The following is a 23,416-nucleotide window of genomic DNA, read 5'->3' on the forward strand; positions in this document are numbered from 1 at the left end:
TTAACATCGCCACGCCCCGTTTACAACAAGTTGGCGCAAACAAAAATGCCGTTCAGTCGCTTAACTGAACGGCATTAGCCCCGCGGGGCGCTTTTTTCGTGCCGCCGTCGCATGCGACCGCCGGCACGGCGTGGCCGGCCGGCGACGCAACGGCGGCGTCGTCAGATTTCCTCGTACAGCGGCAGCGTCAGGAATTCGGTGAAGCCTTCCGACGTCGACATCTGCTCGAAGATCGCCGCCGCGCGCTCGTACGGCTGCGTGTTGCCGCCGACCGAGCGCTTCACGTTGTCGAGTTCGATTTTCGCGAATTCACGCACGAGCTCGGCCGTGACCTTGCGGCCGTCGTCGAGCACGCCCTTCGGCGAGCGGATCCATTGCCAGACCTGCGAGCGGGAAATCTCGGCCGTGGCCGCGTCTTCCATCAGGTTGTGGATCGGCACGCAGCCGTTGCCGTCGAGCCACGCGCCGAGGTAGTGGATCCCGACGTTGATGTTGTTGCGCAGGCCGGCTTCGGTGATCGGCGCTTCCGGCTGGAAGTCGAGCAGGTTCCGGCCTTCGACCTGCACGTCGTCGCGCTGCTTCGCGATCTGGTTCGGCTTGTCGCCGAGCACCTTGACGAACTCTTCCATCGCGATCGGCACGAGGCCCGGGTGCGCGACCCAGCCGCCGTCGTAGCCGTCGGTCGCGTCGCGCTGCTTGTCCGAGCGCACGCCGCCCATCGCCTTGTCGTTCGCTTCCGGATCGTTCTTGATCGGGATCAGCGCGCTCATCCCGCCGATCGCCGGCGCGTTGCGCTTGTGGCAGGTCTTCAGCAGCAGCAGCGCGTACGCACGCATGAACGGCACCGTCATCGTGATCTTCGAACGGTCGGCCAGGCAGAAGTCGCGATCGTTCTTGAACTTCTTGATCGCCGAGAAGATGTAGTCCCAGCGGCCGGCGTTCAGGCCCGAGCTGTGTTCGCGCAGTTCGTACAGGATCTCGTCCATCTCGAACGCGGCGAGGATCGTCTCGATCAGCACCGTCGCGCGGATCGTGCCGCGCGGCACGCCGATCGCTTCCTGCGCGGCGACGAAGATGTCGTTCCACAGGCGCGCCTCGAGATGGCTTTCCATCTTCGGCAGGTAGAAGTACGGGCCCGAGCCTCGCGCGATCAGTTCCTTCGCGTTGTGGAACAGGAACAGCGCGAAATCGAAGATGCCGCCGGACACGCGCTGGCCGTCGACCGTCACGTGCTTCTCGTCGAGGTGCCAGCCGCGCGGACGCACGATCAGCGTCGCGACCTTGTCGTTCAGCTTGTACGACTTGCCGTTCTGCTCGAGCGAGATCGTGCGGCGCACCGCGTCCTTCAGGTTGATCTGGCCGTCGATCTGGTTCGTCCAGCTCGGCGCGTTCGAATCCTCGAAGTCCGTCATGTACGAATCGGCGCCCGAGTTCAGCGCGTTGATGATCATCTTGCGCTCGACGGGGCCCGTGATCTCGACCCGCCGGCATTGCAGGTCGGCCGGCAGCGGCGCGACCGTCCAGTCGCCTTCGCGAATCGCTTTCGTCTCGGCCAGGAAGTCCGGGCGCTCGCCCGCGTCGAGGCGTTTCGTGCGCTCGACGCGCGCCTGCAGCAGCGCCTGGCGGCGCGATTCGAACGTGCGGTGCAGCGCCGCGACGAGTGCCAGCGCGTCGGGCGTCAGGATGGCTTCGTAACCCGGCTTGATTTCGCCGGTGATCGTCATGCCTTGCGGCAGCGTGATCGGGGTGCTCATGAGTCTCATCTCCTTGGTCGGTCAGTTGCGGTTTCGGTGAAGGGGGAAGGCGGCAGCGGCGAACGTCATGCACCCGGGCCGGGGCGCGTGCGGTTTGCGGGTCTGCCGGACGGAGCCGGGGTGGCGAGGAAGGCGAGCAGGTCGGCCATGCCGGTGCCCGTGCCGTCGGGCGGCGCGCCGAGTTCCTCGGCGGGCGCGCCCGTGCGGTTGAGCCAGAACGTCGTGTAGCCGAACCAGGTGGCGCCGGCGACGTCCCATGCGTTCGACGACACGAACACGATGTCGCGCGGGTTAGGCCCGAACGCGGCGGTGCCGAGCGCGTAGGCTGCCGGGCTCGGCTTGTACGCGCGCACGGTGTCGGCCGACAGCACGCGATCGAACAGCCCGGACATGCCGGCGCTCTTGATCGCGATGTCGAGCATTTGCGGGGTGCCGTTCGACAGGATCGCGAGCGGCGGGCGCGGCTCGAGCGCGCGCAGCTTGCGCAGCGCGGGCACCGTGTCGGGATAGGTGGACAGGCACGCGTATTCGTCCATCAGCCGCTTCTCGGCCGCGCCGTTCAGCGCGAGCCCGAGCCGGCGCGCGGCGAACCGCAGCGCATCGAGCGTGATGTCCCGGAACGGGCGATAGCGGGCGCCGGCCGGGTCGGCGAGCGTGCGCAACTGCGAGTATTCGATCTGCTTGCGTCGCCACAGCTGCGACAGCCGCTCCCCGTGACCGGGAAACATCTGCTCTGCCGCGGCCAGCACGGCGCGCACGTCGAACAACGTGCCGAATGCGTCGAAGAGGATGGCGTCGGGAGAGGAGAGTGTCGTTGTGGCCGACATAGCCTTGCGCTCCAGTTTCAGAGGTCGGATCGATTCTATTCGTGATCGAAGGTGCTAAAAAAGACGCTAATCATCACTTGATCTTTTACTTTCACATACCTAATCTTGGCGGCTCAAGCCATTTGAAGGGCGGCGACGCCGCCCTCGCGAGAGTCATGGACCGGTTCAAACAGATCGAAACGTTCGCCGCGGTCGCGGCGAAAGGCAGCCTGTCGGCGGCCGCGCATGCGGAAGGTGTCGCGCCGGCGATCATCGGCCGCCGCCTCGACGCGCTCGAGGAGCGGCTCGGCGTGAAGCTTCTGGTGCGCACGACGCGCAAGCTCACGCTGACGTTCGAGGGTTCGGCGTTCCTGGAGGACTGCCAGCGCATCATCAACGACATGCAGAACGCGGAGGCGAGCGTGTCCGCCGGCGGCGTCAAGGCGAGCGGCCACCTGCGGATTTCCGCGCCGGCCGGCTTCGGCCGGCGCCATGTCGCGCCGCTCGTGCCCGAATTCAGCGTCGGACACCCGGACGTGTCGGTCACGCTCGACCTGTCCGACCGGATGGTCGACCTCGTCAACGAGGGCTTCGATTGCGCGGTGCGGCTCGGCGAGCTGCCCGATTCGTCGCTGGTGTCGCTGAAACTCGGCGAGAACCGCCGCGTGTGCGTCGCGTCCCCCGCGTATCTCGCGCGGCGCGGCACGCCCGCCACGCTCGCGGAACTCGCTCGCCACAACTGCCTCGCGCTCGCGGCGAATGCGAACCAGCAGCGCGGCTGGTCGTTCCAGGAGGACGGCAAGGTCGTGTCGATCCGCGTGAACGGCACGATGGAGTGCTCGGACGGCGCGGTGCTGCACGAGTGGTGCCTCGCAGGCCACGGGCTCGCGTGGCGCTCGTGGTGGGAAGTCGGCGAGGACATCGCGGCCGGCCGGCTCGTCAGCGTGCTCGACGCATTCGCCGCGCCGCCGATCGGCATCCATGCGGTGTTTCCGCAGCGCCGGCATCTGCCGCTGCGGGTGCGCCTGTTTCTCGATTACCTGAAGCACACGTACGAGCGGCCCGGCTATTGGGGCGAGTAGGCGACACCCGCCCGCGCGTTTCCGATATGAGGGCGAACCCGCTGGCGATGCAGTGAGCGCGATTTCGCACACTACAATCGGAAGAGGCATGCGCGCCGTGTCGCGGCCGGCTCGGCTGGCGCCGCGGCGCGCGTGCGATTGACGAAGGAGGGCGCGATGTTCCGGCACATCCTCGTTCCAACCGACGGTTCCGAACTGTCGAAGAAGGCGATCGACGGTGCGATCGACCTGGCGCGTGCGGTCGGCGCGCGCGTGACGGCCTACGCGTGCCTGCCGCAATACCCGTACTCGCCGTTTTCCGAAGTGATCATCGAGCCGCCCGCCGATTTCCGCGCGCGCAGCGAGCGCGAGGCGCGTGCGCATCTCGAGGAGGTGGAAGCGGCCGCGAAGGCGGCCGGGGTCGCGTGCGACACGTGGACGAGCGTGCATCCGTCGCCGTATCTCGGCATCATCGAGGCGGCCGAGCGCGGCGGCTGCGACGTGATCTTCATGGCGTCCCACGGACGCCGCGGGCTCGGCAGCCTGCTGATCGGCAGCGAGACGCAGCGCGTGCTGACCCATACGAAAATTCCGGTGATCGTCTATCGGTAGGGCGGCGCCGGCCGTGGCCGGGCCGGCTGCACCGCCGAAAAAAGGGCGCGCCGGACGAAGCCGGCGCGCATCGTTGCTGGCGGCCCGCAGGCCGCGCGGCCGGTCGCGCAATGGGACTCGCGCGCCTGCCGTCTCCTCCCTGATTGTTGTCCGGTGGCCGATGCCGCGGCGTCGCGAGACGCGGCGGCATCGGCGTCACGCCCGCGCGTGTTATGCGACCTTCTTGCCGTCGAAGAACTGTTCGTCCTCGGTCGACCCATGCAGCGCGGTCGTCGACGCTTCGCGTTCGACCGTCTGCGTCACCGCGTCGAAGTAGCCGGTGCCGACCTCGCGCTGGTGCTTGACGGCCGTGAAGCCCTTGTCGGCTGCCGCGAACTCCGCCTGCTGCAGTTCGACGAACGCGCTCATCTGCGTGCGGGCGTAGCCGTGCGCGAGGTTGAACATCGAGTAGTTCAGCGCATGGAAGCCGGCCAGCGTGATGAACTGGAACTTGTAGCCCATCGCGCCGAGCTCCTTCTGGAACTTCGCGATCGTCGCGTCGTCGAGGTTCTTCTTCCAGTTGAACGACGGCGAGCAGTTGTACGACAGCAGCTTGCCCGGGAACTGCTTGTGGATCGCTTCCGCGAACTTCTTCGCGTACTCGAGATCGGGCTTGCCCGTTTCGCACCAGATCAGGTCCGCGTACGGTGCATATGCGAGGCCGCGCGAGATTGCCTGTTCGAGGCCCGGCTTCGTGCGGAAGAAGCCTTCCACCGTGCGCTCGCCCGTCAGGAACGGCTTGTCGTTGTCGTCGATGTCGGACGTGATCAGGTCGGCTGCTTCCGCGTCGGTGCGGGCCACCAGCACGGTCGGCGTGCCCATCACGTCGGCCGCGAGACGCGCGGCCGACAGCTTCGCGACGGCTTCGCGCGTCGGCACGAGCACCTTGCCGCCCATGTGGCCGCACTTCTTCACCGACGCGAGCTGATCCTCGAAGTGGACGCCCGATGCGCCGGCCTCGATCATCGCCTTCATCAGTTCGAACGCATTGAGCACGCCGCCGAAACCGGCTTCCGCATCGGCGACGATCGGCGCGAAGAAATCGACGTAGCCTTCGTCGCCCGGGTTCTTGCCTTCCGACCATTGGATCTGGTCGGCGCGCGTCAGCGTGTTGTTGATGCGCTTCACGACGAGCGGCACCGAGTTTGCCGGGTACAGCGACTGGTCCGGGTACATTTCGCCCGCGACGTTCGCGTCGCCGGCCACTTGCCAGCCGGACAGGTAGATGGCTTTCAGGCCCGCCTTCACCTGCTGCATCGCCTGGTTGCCGGTCAGCGCGCCGAGTGCGTTGACGAACGGCTCGTTGTTGATGAGGCTCCACAGTTTTTCCGCGCCGCGCTTGGCCAGCGTGTGCTCGATCGGGATCGAGCCGCGCAGGCGGACGACGTCCTCAGCCAAGTAGCTGCGCTTGATGCCTTTCCAGCGCGGATCGGTTTCCCATTGCTGCTGCAGTTCCTGTGCCTGTTGCTGACGCGACATGATGAGCTCCTTGATGCGGTGTAGGCGTGACGGGCCGAATCTGACGGTGGTGATGCCGTTCGCGAAGCGGGGAAGCGGTGCATTCCGTTTCGCGAAGTCTTGTATAAGAGTCTAGGCAAATCGGCGGGAGCGAAACAGGGGCTGTCTCGGCAAGCGAGGAATTTTTTAGTTGTTTTGAATCAATGGCTTGCCAAGTTGATTTCGAGATAAGAAATGCGTTTTCCTATCCCGCAATCGTGCGACTTGTGCCTTGCAGCATGATTTTTTACGACGCAAAAAAATTTTCCGCATCGTGAAATTGACGGCGAGACAAAAAAACCGGCGCGGATGCGCCGGTTGGCTGGACGGCCGGGTGGCCGATCCGCAGGGCGGCCGCCGGCCGCCCGTGGGTACCTGTCTTACGAGGCCGAATTGCCGCGGCGCGGGCCGCCGTTGCGCTGACCGTCGCGACGCGGGCCGCCGTCGCGGCTGCCGCCCGGCTTGCCGCTCCAGCCGCCGCCATTGCCGCCGCCGTAGCTGCGGCCGTTGCCGTTGCCGCCATAACCGCCGCCCGGCTTGCCGCCGAAGCGACGACCGCCGTTGCCGCCGCCCGGACGGCCGCGGCCGCCGTTGCCGCCGTTGCGCGGGGGCGCCTTGCGCGGCTCGAAACCTTCGATCACGTTGACCGGCAGCGGCGAGCGCACGAAGCGCTCGATGCGCTTGAGCGCGCCTTGCTCGGCATGATGCACGAGGCTCACCGCGATACCCGAACGGCCCGCGCGGCCGGTACGGCCGATACGGTGCACGTAGTCTTCCGCGAACTTCGGCAGGTCGTAGTTGAACACGTGCGTGATGCCCGGGATGTCAATGCCGCGGGCCGCGACGTCGGTGGCCACCAGCACGCGCACGCGGCGCTCGCGCAGCGCGCGGATCGTGCGGTTACGCGCGCCTTGCGGCAGGTCGCCGTGCAGCGCGGCCGATTCGAAGCCCGCGTCGGCCAGACGACCGGCGAGCTGGTCGGCGTCGATCTTGGTCGCCGTGAAGATGATCGCCTGGTCGAGCGCGTCGTCGCGCAGCAGGTGATCGAGCAGGCGATCCTTGTGGTCGCGGTCGTCGACGTAATGGACGGTCTGCGCGATGTTCGCGCGCGATTCCAGGCGCTGCTGGATCTCGATGCGCTCGGGGTCCTTCAACAGGCGGCTCGTCAGCGAACCGATCTTGCCGTCGAGCGTGGCCGAGAACAGCATCGTCTGGCGCGATTCCGGCGTGGCGGCGACGATCGTTTCGATGTCTTCGATGAAGCCCATGTCGAGCATGCGGTCGGCTTCGTCGAGCACGAGCATCTTCAGTTCCGACAGGTCGATGCGGCCGCGCTCGAGGTGATCGAGCAGGCGGCCCGGCGTGGCGACCAGGATTTCCGGGTTCTTCGCGAGCAGCATCAGCTGCTGGCCGTAGGCGACGCCGCCGAGGATGCTGACCGTGCGCAGGCGCTTCAGATGCTTGCCGTACGTCGATGCGGCCGTCGTGACCTGCATCGCGAGTTCGCGGGTCGGCGTCAGCACGAGCAGGCCCGGGCGCGCGACGGGTTGCGGGCGGCGCACGCGGCGGTCGCCCTGGTTCGGTTCGCGCGGCGCGCGCGGCTGCTGCGCCTGCGTCTTCTGGAGCTGCGCGAAACGTTCGATCGCGGGCAGCATGAATGCGGCCGTCTTGCCCGAACCGGTCGGGCTCGACACCAGCAGGTCGCGGCCGGCGATGCCGGCCGGAATCGCGCGCTGCTGCACCGGCGTCGGCTTCACGTAGCCGGCGGCCTGCAGCGCGGAGACGATCTCCGGCGACAACCCGAGCGACGCGAAGCTCGGCTCGTCCGACGCCGGTTCGACTGCGGCCGGTGCGGCGGCGTCGAGACCGAGCGCCTGGTCGGCGATCGCGTTGAGCGGGCTGGAGTTGATGCTCGAAGTCATAACAATCCTTGAAACACAGTGGGTGAAACGTCGGCGCCAATCGCGCATACCCAAGTCGTCGGATTCAGCGAGCAAATCGGGAAACGGGTGCAATCCGCCGAACCGTCGGCGGATGAGGCATTAGAAGCTGTTTTGGGTGCGGCGCGCTTCAGGAGCGGGACCGCCAGCCTAGTTGACGACCGCAAGGGTCGAAGCAGGAGGGGACAGGTTCTAAACCGGATTGGAGCTTAACGCTACGAGGCGTCGGGCCGGAACGGCTTGCGAGCCGAGCGCGGGAGGTGACGCAGGCCGCATTATAGAGAAATTTGCTGCGCTGCGCCACTGATTTGATTGCCGATTGCGGCGCGGGCGATCCGGTCAGGACGCCGTGCCGTTTTTCAGCGATTCGACGAGTTCGATGTACTGCTGCTTCGCCGCATCCTGCGACGTGCCCTTCAGTGCGTCCCACGCATCGTATTTGTATTTGCCGACGATGTCGGTGAAGCCGGGCTTGTCGCCGTGCGCATCGCCGTCGGTCGCCTGCTTGAAGAGCGCGTACAGGCGCAGCAGGGTCAGGTTGCCCGGCCGTTCCGTCAGTTGCTTGACGTCGATCTGGGCCTGGTCGAATCGGGCGGTGAGTTCGCTCATCGGGTGTCTCCGTAAGGGTTTCAGATCGGCCGATCTTAACAAGCGGGCCGTCGCGCGGGGTCGAGCGATCCTTCCAAACCGCGGCCGGCGCCGCGCGTGCGCACAGATCGGACCCGATCGCCCGTGGGAGCGGGGCGGCGCATTACAATGTCGGCCATGACGCAAACAGTGCTCCTCGCCATCGATACGTCGACCGAATACTGCTCGGTCGCGCTGCTGCGCTCGGCCCCCGCCGATCACGCCGTTTCCACCCCGCAAACCTGGGTCCGTCACGAGCCGACGGGCGCCGTGTCGAGCACGCGCGTGCTGCCGGCGATCCAGGAACTCTTCGCCGAATCCGGGCTGACGCTCGCCGATTGCGACGCGATCGCGTTCGGCGCGGGCCCCGGCTCGTTCACGGGCCTGCGGACCGCGACCGGCATTACCCAGGGCCTCGCATTCGGGAGCGGGCTGCCGGTCGTGCCGATCGGCACGCTGCTCGCGTGCGCCGAGCACGCGCGGCTGCGCGCGCCCGGCACGGTCCGCGTGCTCGCCGCGCTCGACGCACGGATGGACGAAGCCTACTGGGCGGATTTCGCGTGGGACGACGGCGCCGGCGATTGGCGCACGGTGCATCCGGCGTCGCTCGACGCACCGGGTGCCGTCGGCGTACCCGACGCGCCGTTCGTCCTCGCCGGCAATGCGGCCGCGGCGTTCGGCGCGCAATTGCCGGCCGTCGCACGGGCCGCCGCGATCGACGGCGACGCGCTGCCGCATGCGCTGGCGGTCGCGCATGCCGCGCTGCGTGCGTTCCGCGCGGGGCGTGCGGTGCCGGCCGACCAGGCCGCGCCCGAATACGTGCGCGACAAGGTCGCGCAGACCACGGCCGAGCGCATCGCGGCACGGGCCGCGCAGACGGGCGGAGCGAACGGATGACGGGTGTCCTGCTGAGCGACCGCTATCTGGCGCCGATGACGGACGCCGATCTCGACGAGGTCGTCGCGATCGAGCGCGTCGCGTACGAATTCCCGTGGAGCCGCGGCAACTTCGAGGATTCGTTGCGCAACGGCTATCTGGGCGTGTGCCTGCGGCACGTGACCGGGTCGCTCGTCGGCTATTGCGTGCTGATGCCCGTGATCGACGAGATGCATTTGCTGAACCTGTGCGTCGCGCCGGCCGCGCAACATGCGGGCGCGGGCCTCGCGCTGCTGCGCGAGGCGGTGCGCATTTCGCGCGCGGAGCGGCTCGACGGCGTGCTGCTCGAGGTGCGGCCGTCCAATCCGCGCGCGATCCGTCTGTACGAGCGCTTCGGCTTCGTGACGATCGGCCGGCGCAAGAACTACTATCCGGCGAAGCATCGCAGCCGGGAGGACGCGATCGTGATGCGTCTGACGCTGAACAAGGACGAGGGGGATGCGCATGGCGTGGGCTGAAGCGGCGCTCGAGGAACTGGGCCTCGCGCAGATCTGGGTACGGCGCGGGCAACGCGCGGGCGAGGGCGCGGCAGCCGATGCGCCTGCCGTCGCGGCGACCGCGCCAACCGCGACGGCCGACGTCGGTTCCGTCGTCGCGGCCGATCGGCCGGCGCGTGCGGCGCGTGCGCCGGAGCAGGACGACGCGCCAGCGGCCGTCGCGCGTGGCGCTGCCGGTGGCTTGCCGGCTCGCGAGTCGCGGGCGCCGGCGCACGGTGTCGTCGATGGCGATCGCCCGCCCGCGCAGGCTGTGCCGTCCGATTCGGCCGCATTGTCCGATACGGTGCCGCCGAAGGATGATGCGCCGCCCGCCGGGGACGACGATTTCGCATGGTTCGACGCGGCGCCGCAGGGCGATGGCGTGCCGCCCGCCGAATCGCGTCCCGCCGGCACACCGGTCGCCGCGCTCGACTGGGATGCGCTGGCCGCGCGCGTGGCGGACTGCACGCTGTGCCGTCTGTGCGAGAAGCGGACCAACACCGTGTTCGGCGTGGGCGACCGCGAAGCGGACTGGATGCTGATCGGCGAAGCGCCGGGCGAGAACGAGGACAAGCAGGGCGAGCCGTTCGTCGGCCAGGCCGGCAAGCTGCTCGACAACATGCTGCAGTCGCTGTCGCTCAAGCGCGGCGACAACGTGTACATCGCGAACGTGATCAAGTGCCGGCCGCCCGGCAACCGCAACCCGGAGCCGGACGAGGTCGCGAGCTGCGAGCCTTATCTGCAGCGCCAGGTCGCGCTCGTGAAGCCGAAGCTGATCGTCGCGCTCGGCCGTTTTGCCGCGCAGACGCTGCTGAAGACGGACGCGAGCATCGCGTCGCTGCGCGGCCGCGTGCATGCGTACGAGGGCGTGCCGGTGATCGTCACTTACCACCCGGCCTACCTGTTGCGCAGCCTGCAGGACAAGTCCAAGGCGTGGGCCGACCTGTGCCTCGCGCGCGACACGTTCCGGCGTGCGGAAGGCGCCGACGCGAACGGCCCGACCGGGCAATGACGACCGGCGCGGCGTGCGCGTTCGTCGATACGCTGCATGACGTCGCGGTGCGCGACCTGGGCTGGCTGCTGGCCAGCCCGAGCCTGCTCACCGCGGTGCCGGGCGCACCGCTCGCCCACCCATGGCCGGATGCGGCCGGGCAAGCGGCCGTCGAAGGGTGGCTCGCCGCGCTCGATGCGCGGCCCGAGCCGCTGCATCGCGCGCTCGACGGGTTTCGGCCCACCCGGCTCGGACGCTACGCCGAATGCCTGCTCGAGTATTTTCTGACGCACGGGCCGTCGCTGCGGCTCGTCGCGGCCAATCTGCCGCTGCGCAGCAACGGCCGCACGCTCGGCGAAGTCGACTTTCTCGTCGACGCGCCGGATGGCCGGCGCCTGCACTGGGAACTCGCGGTGAAGTGCTATCTGTGCGCGCCGGTCAGCGACGGCGCGTCGCTTGCCGACTTCGTCGGCCCCAATCTCGTCGACCGGTTCGACCGCAAGCGCAGCCGGCTGCTCGATCACCAGTTGCGGCTCGGCGAACACGACGGCTTTGCCCGGCTCGGCTACGGCGCGCCGTCCGACGCGCAGATGTTCATCAAGGGTTGGCTGTTCCATCCGTACGGCACACCGGTCTCGCCGGTATCCGCCGAAATCGCGCCGGATCACCCGCGCGGGTTCTGGTTGACGCACGCGCAGTGGCCGGCGTGGGCGGCCGCGCAGCGTGACGGCGCGGCATGGAGCGCGTTGCCGAGGCTGGCGTGGCTGGCGCCGCGGCGTGCCGCCGCCGGCGCGGGTGTCGAGCCCGAGCCGCTGGCGAGCGCACTAGAACTGCCGCCCGTGCTGGCGGCGCGCCAGGCGCCCGACCTGATCGGCATCCATGAAAATGGGGCCGACGGCACGTGGCGCGAGACGGCGCGCGGTTTCGTCGTGCCCGACGACTGGCCGGCGCGCGCGCAGGCGTTCGCGGCGCAGGATCGCTGACGCCGCGTCAGCCCGCGCTCACCACCAGCGATGGAAGTGATGGACCGGGCCGACGCCGTGGCCGACGTCGAGGTGGCCGCTCGCGGCGATCGCGCCGGTCAGGTAGGTCTTGGCGTCGCGTACCGCGCTTTCCAGGTCGGGCTGCTGCGGCAGCAGCGCGGCGATCGCCGACGACAGCGTGCAGCCGGTGCCGTGCGTGTTGCCGACCGGCAAGCGCGCGCCTTCGAGCCGCACGGTGCGTGTCGCTTCGACGAGCCAGTCGGGGCTCGCGGACGCGTCGGGCAGGTGGCCGCCCTTCATCAACACGGCGCGCGCGCCCGTTTGCAGCAACGCCTGGCCTTGCCGGACCATGCCGTCTTCGGTGGACGCGGGCGCATCGTTCAATAGTGCGGCCGCTTCGGGCAGGTTCGGCGTGACGATCGTCGCGAGCGGCAGCAGCGTGTCGCGCAGCGCGTCGACGGCATCGGGTGCGAGCAGCGCGTGGGCGCTCTTCGAGATCATCACCGTGTCGAGCACGACGAAGCGCGGCGCGTAACGGCGCAGCGCGTCGGCCACCGCGTGCACGATCGCCGCGTTGGCGAGCATCCCGATCTTGACCGCATCGATGCGGATGTCGTCGAACACCGCGTCGAGCTGCGCGGTCACGAAGGCGGCGTCCGGCGCATGCACGCCCGTCACGCCGCGCGTGTTCTGCGCGGTCAGCGCGGTGATCACGCTCGCGCCGTACGCGCCGAGCGCGGAGAAGGTCTTGAGATCGGCCTGGATGCCTGCACCGCCGCCCGAATCGGAGCCGGCGATCGTCAGGATGTTGGGTATCGGGTGCGTCATGAGGGCAACGTGCCGGTTCGAGGACCGGCGCCGGCGGACGAAAACGGAGAGTGTAGCGTCAGTGCCGCGATTCGCCGATCAGCGCGACCGAGTCGAACTGACGCTGGTTCGCCTGGTGGCGGCGCATCACGAGCCACATCGTCAGGCAGACGAACGTGCCGAACAGCACGATCACGACGCCGACCGGCACGTCGAGCCACACGAGCACCGCATACAGGCACAGCATCACGAGCACCGACAGGTTCTCGTTGAAGTTCTGCACCGCGATCGAATGGCCGGCCGACAGCAGCACGTGGCCGCGATGCTGCAGCAGCGCGTTCATCGGCACGACGAAGTAGCCGGACAGCGCGCCGACGCCGATCAGGAAGACGTAGGCGACGATCAGGTAGAACGGCAGGCGCAGGTGGCCGAAGTGCACGGCCCAGTGCGACGGGAACAGGTCGCGCGTGTAGAACGCCATCAGCATCACCGCGATGCCCATGACGATGCCGACGGGCAGCACGGTCAGCGACTTCTTCAGCGGAATCCGGGCGGCGGCGGCGATCGCGCCGCCCGCGACGCCGACCGCGACCACGGCCTGCAGGATCGCGCCTTCGGACAGCGACATGTTGAGCGACACCTCGGCCCATTTCAGCACGATGAACTGCAGCGTCGCGCCGGCCCCCCAGAACAGCGTGGTGACCGCGAGCGAAATCTGGCCGAGCTTGTCGCGCCAGAGCACCATGAAGCAGTCGGCGAAATCGGTGAGCAGCTTGACCGGGCCGCGTTCCTGCTTCGGATAGCGGGCGCCCGTGTCGGGAATGCGCAGGTTGAACAGCGCGGCGACCACGTAGATCGCCATGATGATCGCCATCGCGGCTTCGGCGGGCGTGCCGATCCAGGCGGGCGTGTGCGCGATCACGTGCGATGCGATGTGCGGGCTGATCAGCGCGCCGCCGAGCACGGTGCCGAGGATGATCGAGCTGACGGTCGTGCCTTCGATCCAGCCGTTCGCGGCGACCAGCCGGTCGGCCGGCAGCAGCTCGGTGAGAATCCCGTACTTGGCGGGCGAGTAGGCCGCTGCGCCGAAGCCGACGATCCCGTATGCGATCAGCGGGTGGGCGCCGAACAGCATGATCATGCAGCCGACCACCTTGATCGAGTTGGTGATGAACATCACGCGGCCCTTCGGGCGCGAATCCGCGAACGCACCGACATACGCCGCCAACACCACGTACGACAACACGAAGAACAGCTTCAGCAGCGGTGTCATCCAGTTGGGGGCGTGGAGGTCTTTCAGCAGGGCGATGGCGGCGATGAGAAGCGCATTGTCGGCCAGCGACGAGAAAAACTGCGCGGCCATGATGGTGTAAAAACCTTTTTTCATCTGATGCGATGCTTTCGTCGCTGCGGCAGGGCCGCGTAGGCCGCCTGGTATGCGATCGGCTTATTCCGTTCGAAATGGGTTGTGCGCACGGCTTTATAACATGAAAATACGCGAATTCGGACTAGCAAGATTCCCCGATCGTTCCGCAAATTGCCGGCTTCGGTGCTCAAAAGGCGCGGTAAGCTGATGATTCGCAAGCGTCTTTACGTAAATTTCCCATGCCGCGCCCGATCTCCGCCACCATCCACACCGCCGCTCTCGCGAACAATCTCTCCGTCGTCCGCCGCTTTGCCGGCCCGTCCAAGGTCTGGGCGGTCGTCAAGGCCAATGCGTACGGCCACGGTCTCGCTCGCGCGTTTCCGGGCCTGCGCGGCACCGACGGCTTCGGCCTGCTCGACCTCGACGAGGCCGTGAAGCTGCGCGAGCTCGGCTGGGCCGGCCCGATCCTGCTGCTCGAAGGCTTCTTCCGCTCGACCGACATCGACGTGATCGACCGCTACAGCCTGACGACGACCGTCCACAACGACGAGCAGATGCGGATGCTGGAGACGGCGCGGCTGTCGAAGCCCGTCAACGTGCAGCTCAAGATGAACAGCGGGATGAACCGGCTCGGTTACGCGCCGGAGAAGTACCGTGCCGCATGGGAGCGCGCGCGCGCGTGCCCGGGCATCGGCCAGATCACGTTGATGACCCATTTTTCGGACGCGGACAACGAGCGCGGCGTCGCCGAGCAGCTTGCGACGTTCGAGCGCGGCGCGGCAAACATCGCCGGCGCGCGCAGTCTCGCGAATTCGGCGGCCGTGCTGTGGCATCCGGACACGCACTTCGACTGGGTGCGCCCGGGGATCGTGCTGTACGGGGCGTCGCCGTCCGGGTTGTCGTCCGATATCGCCGACACGGGGTTGAAGCCCGCGATGACGCTCGCATCCGAGCTGATCGCGGTGCAGACGATCGCGAAGGGTCAGGCGATCGGCTATGGCTCGACGTTCTCCGCGCAGGCGCCGATGCGGATCGGCGTCGTCGCGTGCGGCTACGCGGACGGTTATCCGCGCGTCGCGCCGGAAGGCACGCCCGTGATCGTCGACGGCATCCGCACGCGGATCGTCGGTCGCGTCTCGATGGACATGATCACCGTCGACCTGACGCCGTGCCCGCAGGCCGGCGTCGGCGCGCGCGTCGAGCTGTGGGGCAACGCGCTGCCGATCGACGACGTCGCGCGCCATTGCGGCACGATCGGCTACGAGCTGATGTGCGCGATCGCCGCGCGCGTGCCGGTGCGAGCGGAATAAGGGCGTCGCGCGTGGCCAAACAGAAAACCGTTTACGTCTGCAGCGAGTGCGGCGGACAGACCCCCAAGTGGCAGGGCCAGTGCCCGTCGTGCCAGGCCTGGAACACCCTCGTCGAATCGGTCGCCGAGTCACCGGCTGCGCACCGTTTCCAGTCGCTCGCGAAGCGGGCGCCGGTGCAGCGTCTCGTCGACATCGAGGCTGCCGACGTGCCGCGCTTCTCGACCGGCATCGGCGAATTCGACCGCGTGCTGGGCGGCGGGCTGGTCCCCGGCGGCGTCGTGCTGATCGGCGGCGATCCGGGCATCGGCAAATCGACGCTGCTGCTGCAGTCGCTCGCGGATATCGCGAGCGAGCGGCGCGCGCTCTATATCAGCGGCGAGGAATCGGCCGCGCAGATCGCGTTGCGCGCGCAACGGCTCGCGCTGCTCGACGGCGGCGCGCCGGCGGCCGAACTGAAGCTGCTCGCCGAGATCCAGCTCGAGAAGATCCAGGCCGCGATCGATGCGGAGCGGCCGGACGTGGCCGTCATCGACTCGATCCAGACCGTCTATTCGGACGCGCTCACGTCGGCGCCGGGCTCGGTCGCGCAGGTGCGCGAATGCGCGGCGCAGCTCACGCGCATCGCGAAACAGTCGGGCACCGCGATCATCATGGTCGGGCACGTGACGAAAGAGGGCAACCTGGCCGGCCCGCGGGTGCTCGAGCACATCGTCGACACGGTGCTGTATTTCGAGGGCGACACGCATTCGTCGTTCCGGCTCGTGCGTGCGTTCAAGAACCGCTTCGGCGCAGTCAACGAGCTCGGCGTGTTCGCGATGACCGAGCGCGGGCTGCGCGGCGTAGCCAACCCGTCCGCGCTGTTCCTGTCGCAGCACGAGCAGGTCGTGCCCGGTTCGTGCGTGCTCGTCACGCAGGAAGGCACGCGCCCGCTGCTCGTCGAAATCCAGGCGCTCGTCGATACGGCGCACGTGCCGAACCCGCGCCGGCTCGCGGTCGGCCTCGAGCAGAACCGGCTCGCGATGCTGCTCGCGGTGCTGCACCGGCACGCGGGCATCGCGTGCTTCGACCAGGACGTGTTCCTGAATGCGGTCGGCGGCGTGAAGATCACCGAACCGGCCGCCGACCTCGCGGTGCTGCTCGCGATTCACTCGTCGATGCGCAACAAGGCGCTGCCGAAAGGGCTGATCGTGTTCGGCGAAGTGGGGTTGGCGGGCGAGATCCGGCCGTCTCCGCGCGGGCAGGAACGGCTGCGCGAAGCGGCGAAGCTCGGCTTCACGTCCGCGCTGATTCCGAAGGCGAATGCGCCGAAACAGGCGATCGAAGGGCTGAACGTGATGGCCGTCGAGCGGCTCGAGCAGGCGATCGACCGCGTGCGCGATCTCGAATAAGCGATCCGGCGCGCGGGCCGGGCGTCGCCGGACGATCTGTCGCGTAATTCACTGTAAAGAATATGTAGGCTGCTGTAACCCGCCGGACACTGCTTTTCCCTATCCTTTGCCGGAATGTCGAACCGCGCAATGCGAAGGGAACCTATGTTGAAATCGTATGGGGAAGCGCCTGGCGGACGCCTTTACAACCTGCGCGGCTGCCGCGTATCGGAGCCGATTCGCCAGCCGTGGGGCGGCGGATGCCGGATCGTCGAATGGATCGACGAAGAAGGCCGCTTGGCGCGCAAGGTCGTGTCCGAGGATGTGACGGAAGCGGAAGTCGTCGCGGCGATTCGCCGGCCGACCCAAGGGCGCCGATACCTGATGGGCGACGACGAGCAGATGCCGCGCGACACGCTGCCGCGCCGCTGAACGGATCACGCGGCGGCCCGATGCGGCCATGTCGACGCAGCCGTGACCGACGAGGCCGGGCCAGGTGCCCGGCCTCGTCGTTTTCGCGGCCGGGCCGTTTCGTCGGGCATGGACGCTCCGACGCACCGCGCCGCCGATGACACGATCGTCGGCTGATGGCCCGGCGGCCGCGTTCAGCCGATCTGCTCGAGTTCTTCCTGCGCGGCGAGCCAGTCGGCCTCGACCGTCTCGAGCCGCGTGTTGACCTCGCCGAGCTTGCGGATCGCGTCGGTCAGCTCCGTCTTGCGCGCGGCCTCGTAGCTCGCCGGATCGGCGACGAACGCGTCGAGGCGCGCCTTCTCGGCGTGCAGCGTTTCCATTTCCTTTTCGAGCTTCGTGATGCGGGTCTGCAGCGGCTTCTTCAACTGCGACAGCCGCTGGCGTTCCTCGGCCGCCTGGCGCTTCTGATCCTTGCGGTTGACGCCCGGATCGGCGCCCGCGGCGGCCGCGCTGTCGGCCTTCGCGGCCGCGCGCTGCTCGGCCGCATGCTGCAGCAGCCAGTCGCGGTAGTCGTCGAGGTCGCCGTCGAACGGCTGCAGCCGGTGCTTCGCGACCAGCATGAACTGGTCGGTCGTCGCGCGCAGCAGGTGACGGTCGTGCGACACGAGGATCAGCGTGCCTTCGAACTGCGCGAGCGCCATCGTCAGCGCGTGGCGCGTCTCGAGGTCGAGGTGGTTCGTCGGTTCGTCGAGCAGCAGCAGGTTCGGCTTCTGCCAGATGATCAGCGCCAGCGCGAGGCGTGCTTTTTCGCCGCCCGAGAACGGCCCGACCGGGCTGGTCGCCATGTCGCCCGAGAAATTGAAGCCGCCGAGGAAGTCGCGCAATTCCTGCTCGCGCGTGTCGGGCGCGAGCCGCGCCAGGTGCGCGAGCGGCGAATCGTCTTCGCGCAGCGTCTCGAGCTGGTGCTGCGCGAAATAGCCGATCGTCAGCCCCTTGCCGTCGCGCACGTGCCCCGACAGCGGCGCGAGCGTGCCGGCCAGTGTCTTGATCAGCGTCGACTTGCCCTGGCCGTTCGCGCCCAGCAGGCCGATGCGCTGGCCGTTCTGGATCGACAGCGCGACGCGCTCGACGATCGGGATGTCCGCGCCGTCGTCGGCGCGGTAGCCGCAACGGACGTCCTCCATCACCATCATCGGGTTCGGTGCGGCATCGGGCGTGCGGAATTCGAACGTGAACGGCGACGCGATGTGCGCGGGCGCGATCAACTCCATCTTCTCGAGCGCCTTCATCCGGCTTTGCGCCTGCTTGGCCTTGGTCGCCTTGGCCTTGAAGCGGTCGACGAAGCTCTGCAGGTGCTCGATCGTCTTCTGCTGCTTTTCGTATGCGCTTTGCTGCAGCGCCAGTTGCTGCGCGCGCAGCACTTCGAACTGCGAGTAGTTGCCGCCGTAGCGCTTCACCTGGCGGTTTTCCAGATGCAGCGTGACGTTGCAGATCGAATCGAGGAATTCGCGGTCGTGCGAGATCACGACGAGTGTGCCGGGGTAGCGGTGCAACCAGTCTTCGAGCCACACGATCGCATCGAGATCGAGGTGGTTCGTCGGTTCGTCGAGCAGCAGCAGGTCGGAGCGGCACATCAGCGCCTGCGCGAGGTTCAGCCGCATGCGCCAGCCGCCGGAGAAGCTCGCGACGGATTCGCGCGTTTGCGCGAGCGTGAAGCCGAGGCCGAGCAGCAGCGCTTCGGCGCGGGCCGGCGCGGTGTAGCCGTCGGCATCGGCGAACGCCGCGTGCGCGTCGGCTTCGGCGGCGCCGTCATGCGCGGCCGAAGCGGCGGCGATGCGGGCCTCGATCTCGCGCAGCGCGGCATCGCCGTCGAGCGTGTAGTCGAGCGCGGAGCGGTCGACCGCGGGCGTTTCCTGCGACACGTGGGCGATCCGCCACGACGGCGGCATCGAGAAATCGCCTCCGTCGGAATGCAGCTCGCCGCGCAGGACGGAAAACAGCGTCGACTTGCCGGCGCCGTTCGCGCCGATCAGGCCGGCTTTCTCGCCGGGATTGAGCACGAACGAGGTCGACTCGAACAGCGGCTTGGTGCCGCGCGCAAGGCTGAACTGATTGAAACGGATCACGGCGGAAATGACTGGCCAAAACCGCTATTCTAGACCGCGCGCCGGTCGCGCCGGGCATCGGCCGCTCGGCCGATGCCGCAACGGCGCAATTTCGCCTAGACTCCACGTCGATCCGGTTTCATATAAGGAGTGCCCGATGTCCACCCTGTATTCGTTCAGCGCGGAGACGCTCGCCGGTGCGCCGGTCTCGCTCGATGCGTATCGCGGCAAGGTGCTGCTGATCGTCAATACCGCGAGCGAGTGCGGTTTCACGCCGCAGTACGCGGGTCTGCAGAAGCTGTACGACCAGTACGCGGCGCGCGGCTTCTTCGTGCTCGGCTTCCCGTGCAACCAGTTCGGCAAGCAGGAGCCGGGCGACGCCGCGCAGATCGGTGCGTTCTGCGAGCGCAACTACGGCGTCACGTTCCCGATGTTCGCGAAGATCGACGTGAAGGGCGACCATGCGCATCCGCTGTATCGCTACCTGACCGACGAGGCGCCCGGCATTCTCGGCCTCAAGGCGATCAAGTGGAATTTCACGAAATTCCTGATCGACCGCGAAGGGCGCATCGTCAAGCGCTACGCGCCGTCCACCAAGCCCGATGAGATCGCCGCGGACATCGACAAGCTGCTGTGACGGCGCAGCGCGGCGTGCGCCGCGCCGGTGCAGCGTGCGCGGCGCTCGTCAGGGCCGTTACAGGATCGGCGCGAACAGCCGCGCGACGTGCATCGCGATGCGCCGCCAGGCGGGCGACTGCCGGTATTCGTCCGCATCGACCTCGTACGCCAGCGCGAAGTCGGCATCGAGCATCGTTTCGACCTCGTCGGCGAACGCCGGGTCGACGGTCAGCACCATGACCTCGAAATTGAGGCGGAACGAGCGGTTGTCGAGATTCGCGCTGCCGATCGCCGCCGCGACGCGGTCGATCAGCACGACCTTCTGGTGCAGGAAGCCGGGCCGGTAGCGGAACACCTTCACGCCCGCATCGACGAGGTCGCGCGCGTAAAGCTTCGACGCTTCGAATACGACGTAGTGGTCGCGCCGGCTCGGGATCAGGATGCGTACGTCGACGCCGCGCATCACGGCGAGCTTCAGCGCGCACAGCACGGCTTCGTCGGGAACCAGGTACGGCGTGGTGATCCAGACCCGCTCGCGCGCGGCATTGATCGATTCGACGAAGAACAGCGAGCCCGTTTCCTGCTTGTCGGCCGGCCCCATCGGCACCGCGAGGCAATGCATGGCGTCGCCGGGCTGCGCGGGCGGCGGCAGCGCGATGGGCGGCAGCTTCTGCGTCGCCCAGTGCCAGTCTTCGGCGAACACGTACTGGATGCTCGCCACCACGGGGCCGCGTATCTCGATGTGGGTGTCGCGCCATGGCGACAGGCGCGGCTTCGCGCCGAGATATTCGACGCCGACGTTGTGACCGCCGACGAACGCGCGATTGCCGTCGACGACGACGATCTTGCGATGGTTGCGGAAGTTCAGCTGGAAGCGGTTGACGAATTTCCGGTTGGTCGCGAACGGATGGACCTCGACGCCGCCCCGGCGCAATGCGTCGACATAGCCGTGCGGCAGGTCGAAGCTGCCGATGCTGTCGTACAGCAGGCAGCAGCGTACGCCGGCGGCCGCGCGCGCGAGCAGCGAGTCGCGCAGCATCCGGCCGAGCGCATCGTCGCGCACGATGAAGAACTGGACGAGCACGTAGTCGCGCGCGGCGTCGATCGCCGACAGGATGGCCGAGAACGTCGCGTCGCCGTTCACGAGCGTGCGCACCGAATTGCCGCCGAGGAACGGCATGCCGCCGAGCCGCGTGAGCGCGAGCACGGCGGCCTGGCCGAGCGCGTCGGCGGCCGGCCCGTCGGTCGCGTCGGTGGTGCGCCACGGCGCGCGCGGTGTGTGCGTGCGCAACATGTCCAGCTCGTGGCGCCGAGCGTCGACGTAGCCGGAGAATTTGCTGCGGCCGAGGAACAGGTACGGAACGAGCGTCAGATACGGCATGGCCGTGAGCGAGACGGCCCACGCGATCGCGCCTTGCGACGTGCGCGTGTTCATGATTGCGTGGCACGCCGCGACGATCCCGAGCACGTGGATGGTCAGGATCAGGGTGCCGAGATGTAGCCAGTCGAGGGTCATGGGCGCGTAAAGGACTCCCGAGGGGATGCCGGAGGTCGTGCGGCCGGGTGGCCGCCTCCGCGCATCTTACCCAACCGTGCGGCGCAACGGTGCGCCGCACGGTGGGCGGGCCGGAAACGCTCAGGCCTTGCGCGGCAGGTCCGACGCCTGGATCAGGAACACGGCGTCGTCGCCCGCGCTGGTGGGCAGCCACGTGAGCTCGAGACCGCCGAACGCCGCTTCGACGTGCTCGCGCTCGTTGCCGATCTCGACGACGAGCACGCCGTCGTCATGCAGCCAGCGGTGCGCTTCGACGACGATGCGCCGCACGATGTCCATCCCGTCGTCGCCGCCGGCGAGCGCCATCTCCGGTTCGTGCCGGTATTCGGGCGGCAGCGCGGCCATCGACGCGGCGTTCACGTACGGCGGATTCGTCAGGATCACGTCGTAGCGCGAGTCGGGATCGGTGCGGAACGCGGGCAGCGGGGCATAGAGGTCGCCGCGGTGCAGCCCGATGCGGTCTTCGAGACCGTAGTCGCGCACGTTGATCTCCGCGACTTCGAGCGCCTTGTCCGACAGGTCGACCGCGTCGATCTCGGCGTTCGGGAACGCGCTCGCCGCGAGGATCGCGAGGCAGCCGGAGCCGGTGCACAGTTCGAGCACCGCGCCGACCTGCTCGGGATCGGCGACATACGGCTGCAGCCCGTCGTCGAGCAGCTCGCCGATGAACGAGCGCGGCACGATCACGCGTTCGTCGACGTAGAAGCGGTGGCCGTGCATCCACGCTTCATGCGTGAGGTAGGCGGCCGGCACGCGGTCGGTCGCGCGTCGTTCGATCACCGCGAGCACGGCCGCGATTTCGTCGGGCAGCAGGCGCGCGTCGAGGAACGGCTCGAGCGTGTCGAGCGGCAGGTCGAGCGTATGCAGCACGAGGTAGGCCGCTTCGTCGTACGCATTGTCGGAGCCGTGGCCGAACGCGAGCTTCGCTTTCGAGAAGCGCGTGACCGCGTAGCGCAGCAGGTCGCGGATGGTGGCGAAAGGTGTCGTCATGCGAGGCTCCGTCAGGCGATCAGTTGTTCGAGCACGCGTCGGTACACGTTCTTCAGCGGGTCGACGAAGCGCACCTCGATATGCTCGTCGATCTTGTGGATGCTGCCGTTCGGCGGGCCGAACTCGATCACCTGCGGGCAGATGCGCGCGATGAAGCGGCCGTCCGACGTGCCGCCCGTCGTCGACAGCTCGGTCGTGATGCCGGTCTCGGCGCGGATCGCGTTTTCCAGCGCGCCCGAGAGTTCGCCGCGCGGCGTGAGGAACGGCAGGCCGCTCACCGACCACTTCAGCGTGTATTCGAGGCCGTGCTTGTCGAGGATCGCGTGCACGCGGGCCTGCAGGCCCTCGACCGTGCTCGCGGTCGAGAAGCGGAAGTTGAACAGCAAGTCGGCGTGGCCGGGGATCACGTTGGTCGCGCCGGTGCCGGCGTGCAGGTTCGACACCTGCCAGGTGGTCGGCGGGAAGTATTCGTTGCCTGCGTCCCACTGTTCGGCCGCGAGCTCGGCGAGCGCCGGTGCGAGCAGGTGGATCGGGTTCTTCGCGAGGTGCGGATACGCGATGTGGCCTTGCACGCCCTTGACGACGAGTTCGCCGGACATCGATCCGCGGCGGCCGTTCTTGACGACGTCGCCGAGCTCGGCGCTCGACGTCGGCTCGCCGACGATGCAGTAGTCGAGCCGCTCGCCGCGCTCCTGCAGCAGTTCGACGACCTTCACGGTGCCGTCGGTGGCCGGGCCTTCCTCGTCGCTCGTGATCAGGAACGCGATCGCGCCGCGGTGGCCGGGATGGGCCGCGACGAATTCCTCGGATGCGACGACGAATGCCGCGAGCGACGTCTTCATGTCGGCCGCGCCGCGGCCGTACAGCTTGCCGTCGCGATGGGCGGGGATGAACGGCGGCGAGGTCCACTGTTCGAGCGGGCCGGTCGGCACGACGTCGGTGTGGCCCGCGAATGCGAGCAGCTTGCCGTCGCGGCCGTCGGCGCCGCGCTTGACGGCCCACAGGTTGGTCACGCCGTGCGACGCGATGGTCTCGCATTCGAAGCCGAGCGCCGCGAGGCGCTCGGTCATGATCTGCTGGCAATGCTGGTCGTCGGGCGTCACGGACGCACGGGCGATCAGTTGTTCGGTAAGGGCTAGGGTGGCGGACATGGTTCGGACCACTT

21 protein-coding genes are annotated in these 23,416 nt (G+C 68.1%); 10 read left to right on the forward strand and 11 right to left on the reverse strand.

Going from position 1 to position 23,416, the window contains the following annotated elements:
- Window positions 1-161: 161 nt before the first annotated feature.
- Together aceB and WS96_RS10635 are read right to left on the reverse strand one after the other, a co-directional pair.
- Window positions 162-1,754: a malate synthase A gene (gene aceB, locus WS96_RS10630; protein ID WP_034207691.1), complete on the reverse strand. Its 1,593-nt coding sequence runs from the start codon at window positions 1,752-1,754 to the stop codon at window positions 162-164.
- 65 nt (window positions 1,755-1,819) lie between these two features.
- Window positions 1,820-2,581, reverse strand: a complete 762-nt coding sequence (locus WS96_RS10635; protein ID WP_034207690.1) for a haloacid dehalogenase type II — start codon at window positions 2,579-2,581, stop codon at window positions 1,820-1,822.
- 155 nt (window positions 2,582-2,736) lie between these two features.
- Between WS96_RS10635 and WS96_RS10640 the strand changes: the two genes are divergently transcribed.
- Both WS96_RS10640 and WS96_RS10645 read left to right on the forward strand, forming a co-directional pair.
- Window positions 2,737-3,642: a LysR family transcriptional regulator gene (locus WS96_RS10640; RefSeq protein ID WP_034207689.1), complete on the forward strand. Its 906-nt coding sequence runs from the start codon at window positions 2,737-2,739 to the stop codon at window positions 3,640-3,642.
- A 156-nt stretch (window positions 3,643-3,798) separates the two neighbouring features.
- Complete coding sequence (locus WS96_RS10645; protein WP_034207688.1) at window positions 3,799-4,233, forward strand: universal stress protein; 435 nt, start codon at window positions 3,799-3,801, stop codon at window positions 4,231-4,233.
- 210 nt (window positions 4,234-4,443) lie between these two features.
- Here WS96_RS10645 and aceA read toward each other — a convergent pair whose 3' ends face one another.
- The 3 genes from aceA to WS96_RS10660 form a co-directional block, all read right to left on the reverse strand.
- Window positions 4,444-5,751 (reverse strand): isocitrate lyase, encoded by a 1,308-nt coding sequence (aceA, locus tag WS96_RS10650; protein ID WP_059832422.1) that lies wholly within the window; start codon window positions 5,749-5,751, stop codon window positions 4,444-4,446.
- Window positions 5,752-6,149: 398 nt separating this feature from the next.
- Window positions 6,150-7,691: a DEAD/DEAH box helicase gene (locus WS96_RS10655; RefSeq protein WP_059832424.1), complete on the reverse strand. Its 1,542-nt coding sequence runs from the start codon at window positions 7,689-7,691 to the stop codon at window positions 6,150-6,152.
- A gap of 357 nt (window positions 7,692-8,048) precedes the next feature.
- Window positions 8,049-8,318: an acyl-CoA-binding protein gene (locus WS96_RS10660; protein WP_034207686.1), complete on the reverse strand. Its 270-nt coding sequence runs from the start codon at window positions 8,316-8,318 to the stop codon at window positions 8,049-8,051.
- A 147-nt stretch (window positions 8,319-8,465) separates the two neighbouring features.
- Between WS96_RS10660 and tsaB the strand changes: the two genes are divergently transcribed.
- The 4 genes from tsaB to WS96_RS10680 are packed head-to-tail and all read left to right on the forward strand — an operon-like array spanning window position 8,466 to window position 11,722.
- Window positions 8,466-9,233 carry a tRNA (adenosine(37)-N6)-threonylcarbamoyltransferase complex dimerization subunit type 1 TsaB gene (gene tsaB / locus WS96_RS10665; protein ID WP_059832427.1) on the forward strand — a complete coding sequence of 256 codons (768 nt, stop codon included), beginning with the start codon at window positions 8,466-8,468 and terminating at the stop codon, window positions 9,231-9,233.
- A complete protein-coding gene (gene rimI / locus WS96_RS10670; protein ID WP_034207684.1) occupies window positions 9,230-9,730 on the forward strand; it encodes a ribosomal protein S18-alanine N-acetyltransferase in 501 nt (166 codons plus the stop codon). The genes tsaB and rimI overlap by 4 nt, the downstream gene beginning before the upstream one ends.
- Window positions 9,717-10,760, forward strand: coding sequence for a uracil-DNA glycosylase (locus tag WS96_RS10675; protein WP_059832676.1), 1,044 nt, complete (start codon window positions 9,717-9,719; stop codon window positions 10,758-10,760). The genes rimI and WS96_RS10675 overlap by 14 nt, the downstream gene beginning before the upstream one ends.
- On the forward strand, window positions 10,757-11,722 hold the full coding sequence (locus WS96_RS10680) for a DUF1853 family protein (protein WP_059832429.1): 966 nt from the start codon (window positions 10,757-10,759) through the stop codon (window positions 11,720-11,722). Before WS96_RS10675 ends, WS96_RS10680 begins: the two co-directional genes overlap by 4 nt.
- An 18-nt stretch (window positions 11,723-11,740) precedes the next feature.
- Here the strand turns inward: WS96_RS10680 and thiD are convergent, their stop codons facing one another.
- Together thiD and lplT are read right to left on the reverse strand one after the other, a co-directional pair.
- The gene (gene thiD, locus WS96_RS10685) at window positions 11,741-12,550 is read right to left on the reverse strand and encodes a bifunctional hydroxymethylpyrimidine kinase/phosphomethylpyrimidine kinase (RefSeq protein WP_059832431.1); all 810 of its coding nucleotides are present in this window, start codon (window positions 12,548-12,550) and stop codon (window positions 11,741-11,743) included.
- 58 nt (window positions 12,551-12,608) lie between these two features.
- Window positions 12,609-13,916 (reverse strand): lysophospholipid transporter LplT, encoded by a 1,308-nt coding sequence (gene lplT, locus WS96_RS10690; RefSeq protein WP_059832433.1) that lies wholly within the window; start codon window positions 13,914-13,916, stop codon window positions 12,609-12,611.
- Between the two features lie 218 nt (window positions 13,917-14,134).
- On the opposite strand from lplT, the gene alr reads away from it, so the two are divergent.
- The 3 genes from alr (at window position 14,135) to WS96_RS10705 (ending at window position 17,004) form a co-directional block, all read left to right on the forward strand.
- The gene (gene alr, locus WS96_RS10695; RefSeq protein WP_059780838.1) at window positions 14,135-15,205 is read left to right on the forward strand and encodes an alanine racemase; all 1,071 of its coding nucleotides are present in this window, start codon (window positions 14,135-14,137) and stop codon (window positions 15,203-15,205) included.
- Window positions 15,206-15,216: 11 nt separating this feature from the next.
- Window positions 15,217-16,593, forward strand: a complete 1,377-nt coding sequence (radA, locus tag WS96_RS10700) for a DNA repair protein RadA (RefSeq protein ID WP_034207679.1) — start codon at window positions 15,217-15,219, stop codon at window positions 16,591-16,593.
- A gap of 144 nt (window positions 16,594-16,737) precedes the next feature.
- Window positions 16,738-17,004 (forward strand): DUF2866 domain-containing protein, encoded by a 267-nt coding sequence (locus WS96_RS10705; protein ID WP_034207678.1) that lies wholly within the window; start codon window positions 16,738-16,740, stop codon window positions 17,002-17,004.
- Window positions 17,005-17,177: 173 nt separating this feature from the next.
- Here WS96_RS10705 and WS96_RS10710 read toward each other — a convergent pair whose 3' ends face one another.
- On the reverse strand, window positions 17,178-19,109 hold the full coding sequence (locus tag WS96_RS10710; protein ID WP_034207677.1) for an ATP-binding cassette domain-containing protein: 1,932 nt from the start codon (window positions 19,107-19,109) through the stop codon (window positions 17,178-17,180).
- Window positions 19,110-19,245: 136 nt separating this feature from the next.
- Between WS96_RS10710 and WS96_RS10715 the strand changes: the two genes are divergently transcribed.
- Window positions 19,246-19,725: a glutathione peroxidase gene (locus WS96_RS10715; RefSeq protein WP_011549528.1), complete on the forward strand. Its 480-nt coding sequence runs from the start codon at window positions 19,246-19,248 to the stop codon at window positions 19,723-19,725.
- A gap of 57 nt (window positions 19,726-19,782) precedes the next feature.
- Here WS96_RS10715 and cls read toward each other — a convergent pair whose 3' ends face one another.
- From cls to dapE, 3 genes are all read right to left on the reverse strand, one after another.
- On the reverse strand, window positions 19,783-21,222 hold the full coding sequence (gene cls / locus WS96_RS10720; protein WP_059780840.1) for a cardiolipin synthase: 1,440 nt from the start codon (window positions 21,220-21,222) through the stop codon (window positions 19,783-19,785).
- 120 nt (window positions 21,223-21,342) lie between these two features.
- Window positions 21,343-22,251 (reverse strand): 50S ribosomal protein L3 N(5)-glutamine methyltransferase, encoded by a 909-nt coding sequence (gene prmB, locus WS96_RS10725; protein WP_059832435.1) that lies wholly within the window; start codon window positions 22,249-22,251, stop codon window positions 21,343-21,345.
- 11 nt (window positions 22,252-22,262) lie between these two features.
- Window positions 22,263-23,402: a succinyl-diaminopimelate desuccinylase gene (gene dapE / locus WS96_RS10730; RefSeq protein WP_034207674.1), complete on the reverse strand. Its 1,140-nt coding sequence runs from the start codon at window positions 23,400-23,402 to the stop codon at window positions 22,263-22,265.
- Window positions 23,403-23,416 lie beyond the last annotated feature (14 nt).

The sequence above is a fragment of the Burkholderia sp. MSMB1835 genome, assembly GCF_001526365.1.
Classification (GTDB): Bacteria; Pseudomonadota; Gammaproteobacteria; order Burkholderiales; family Burkholderiaceae; genus Burkholderia.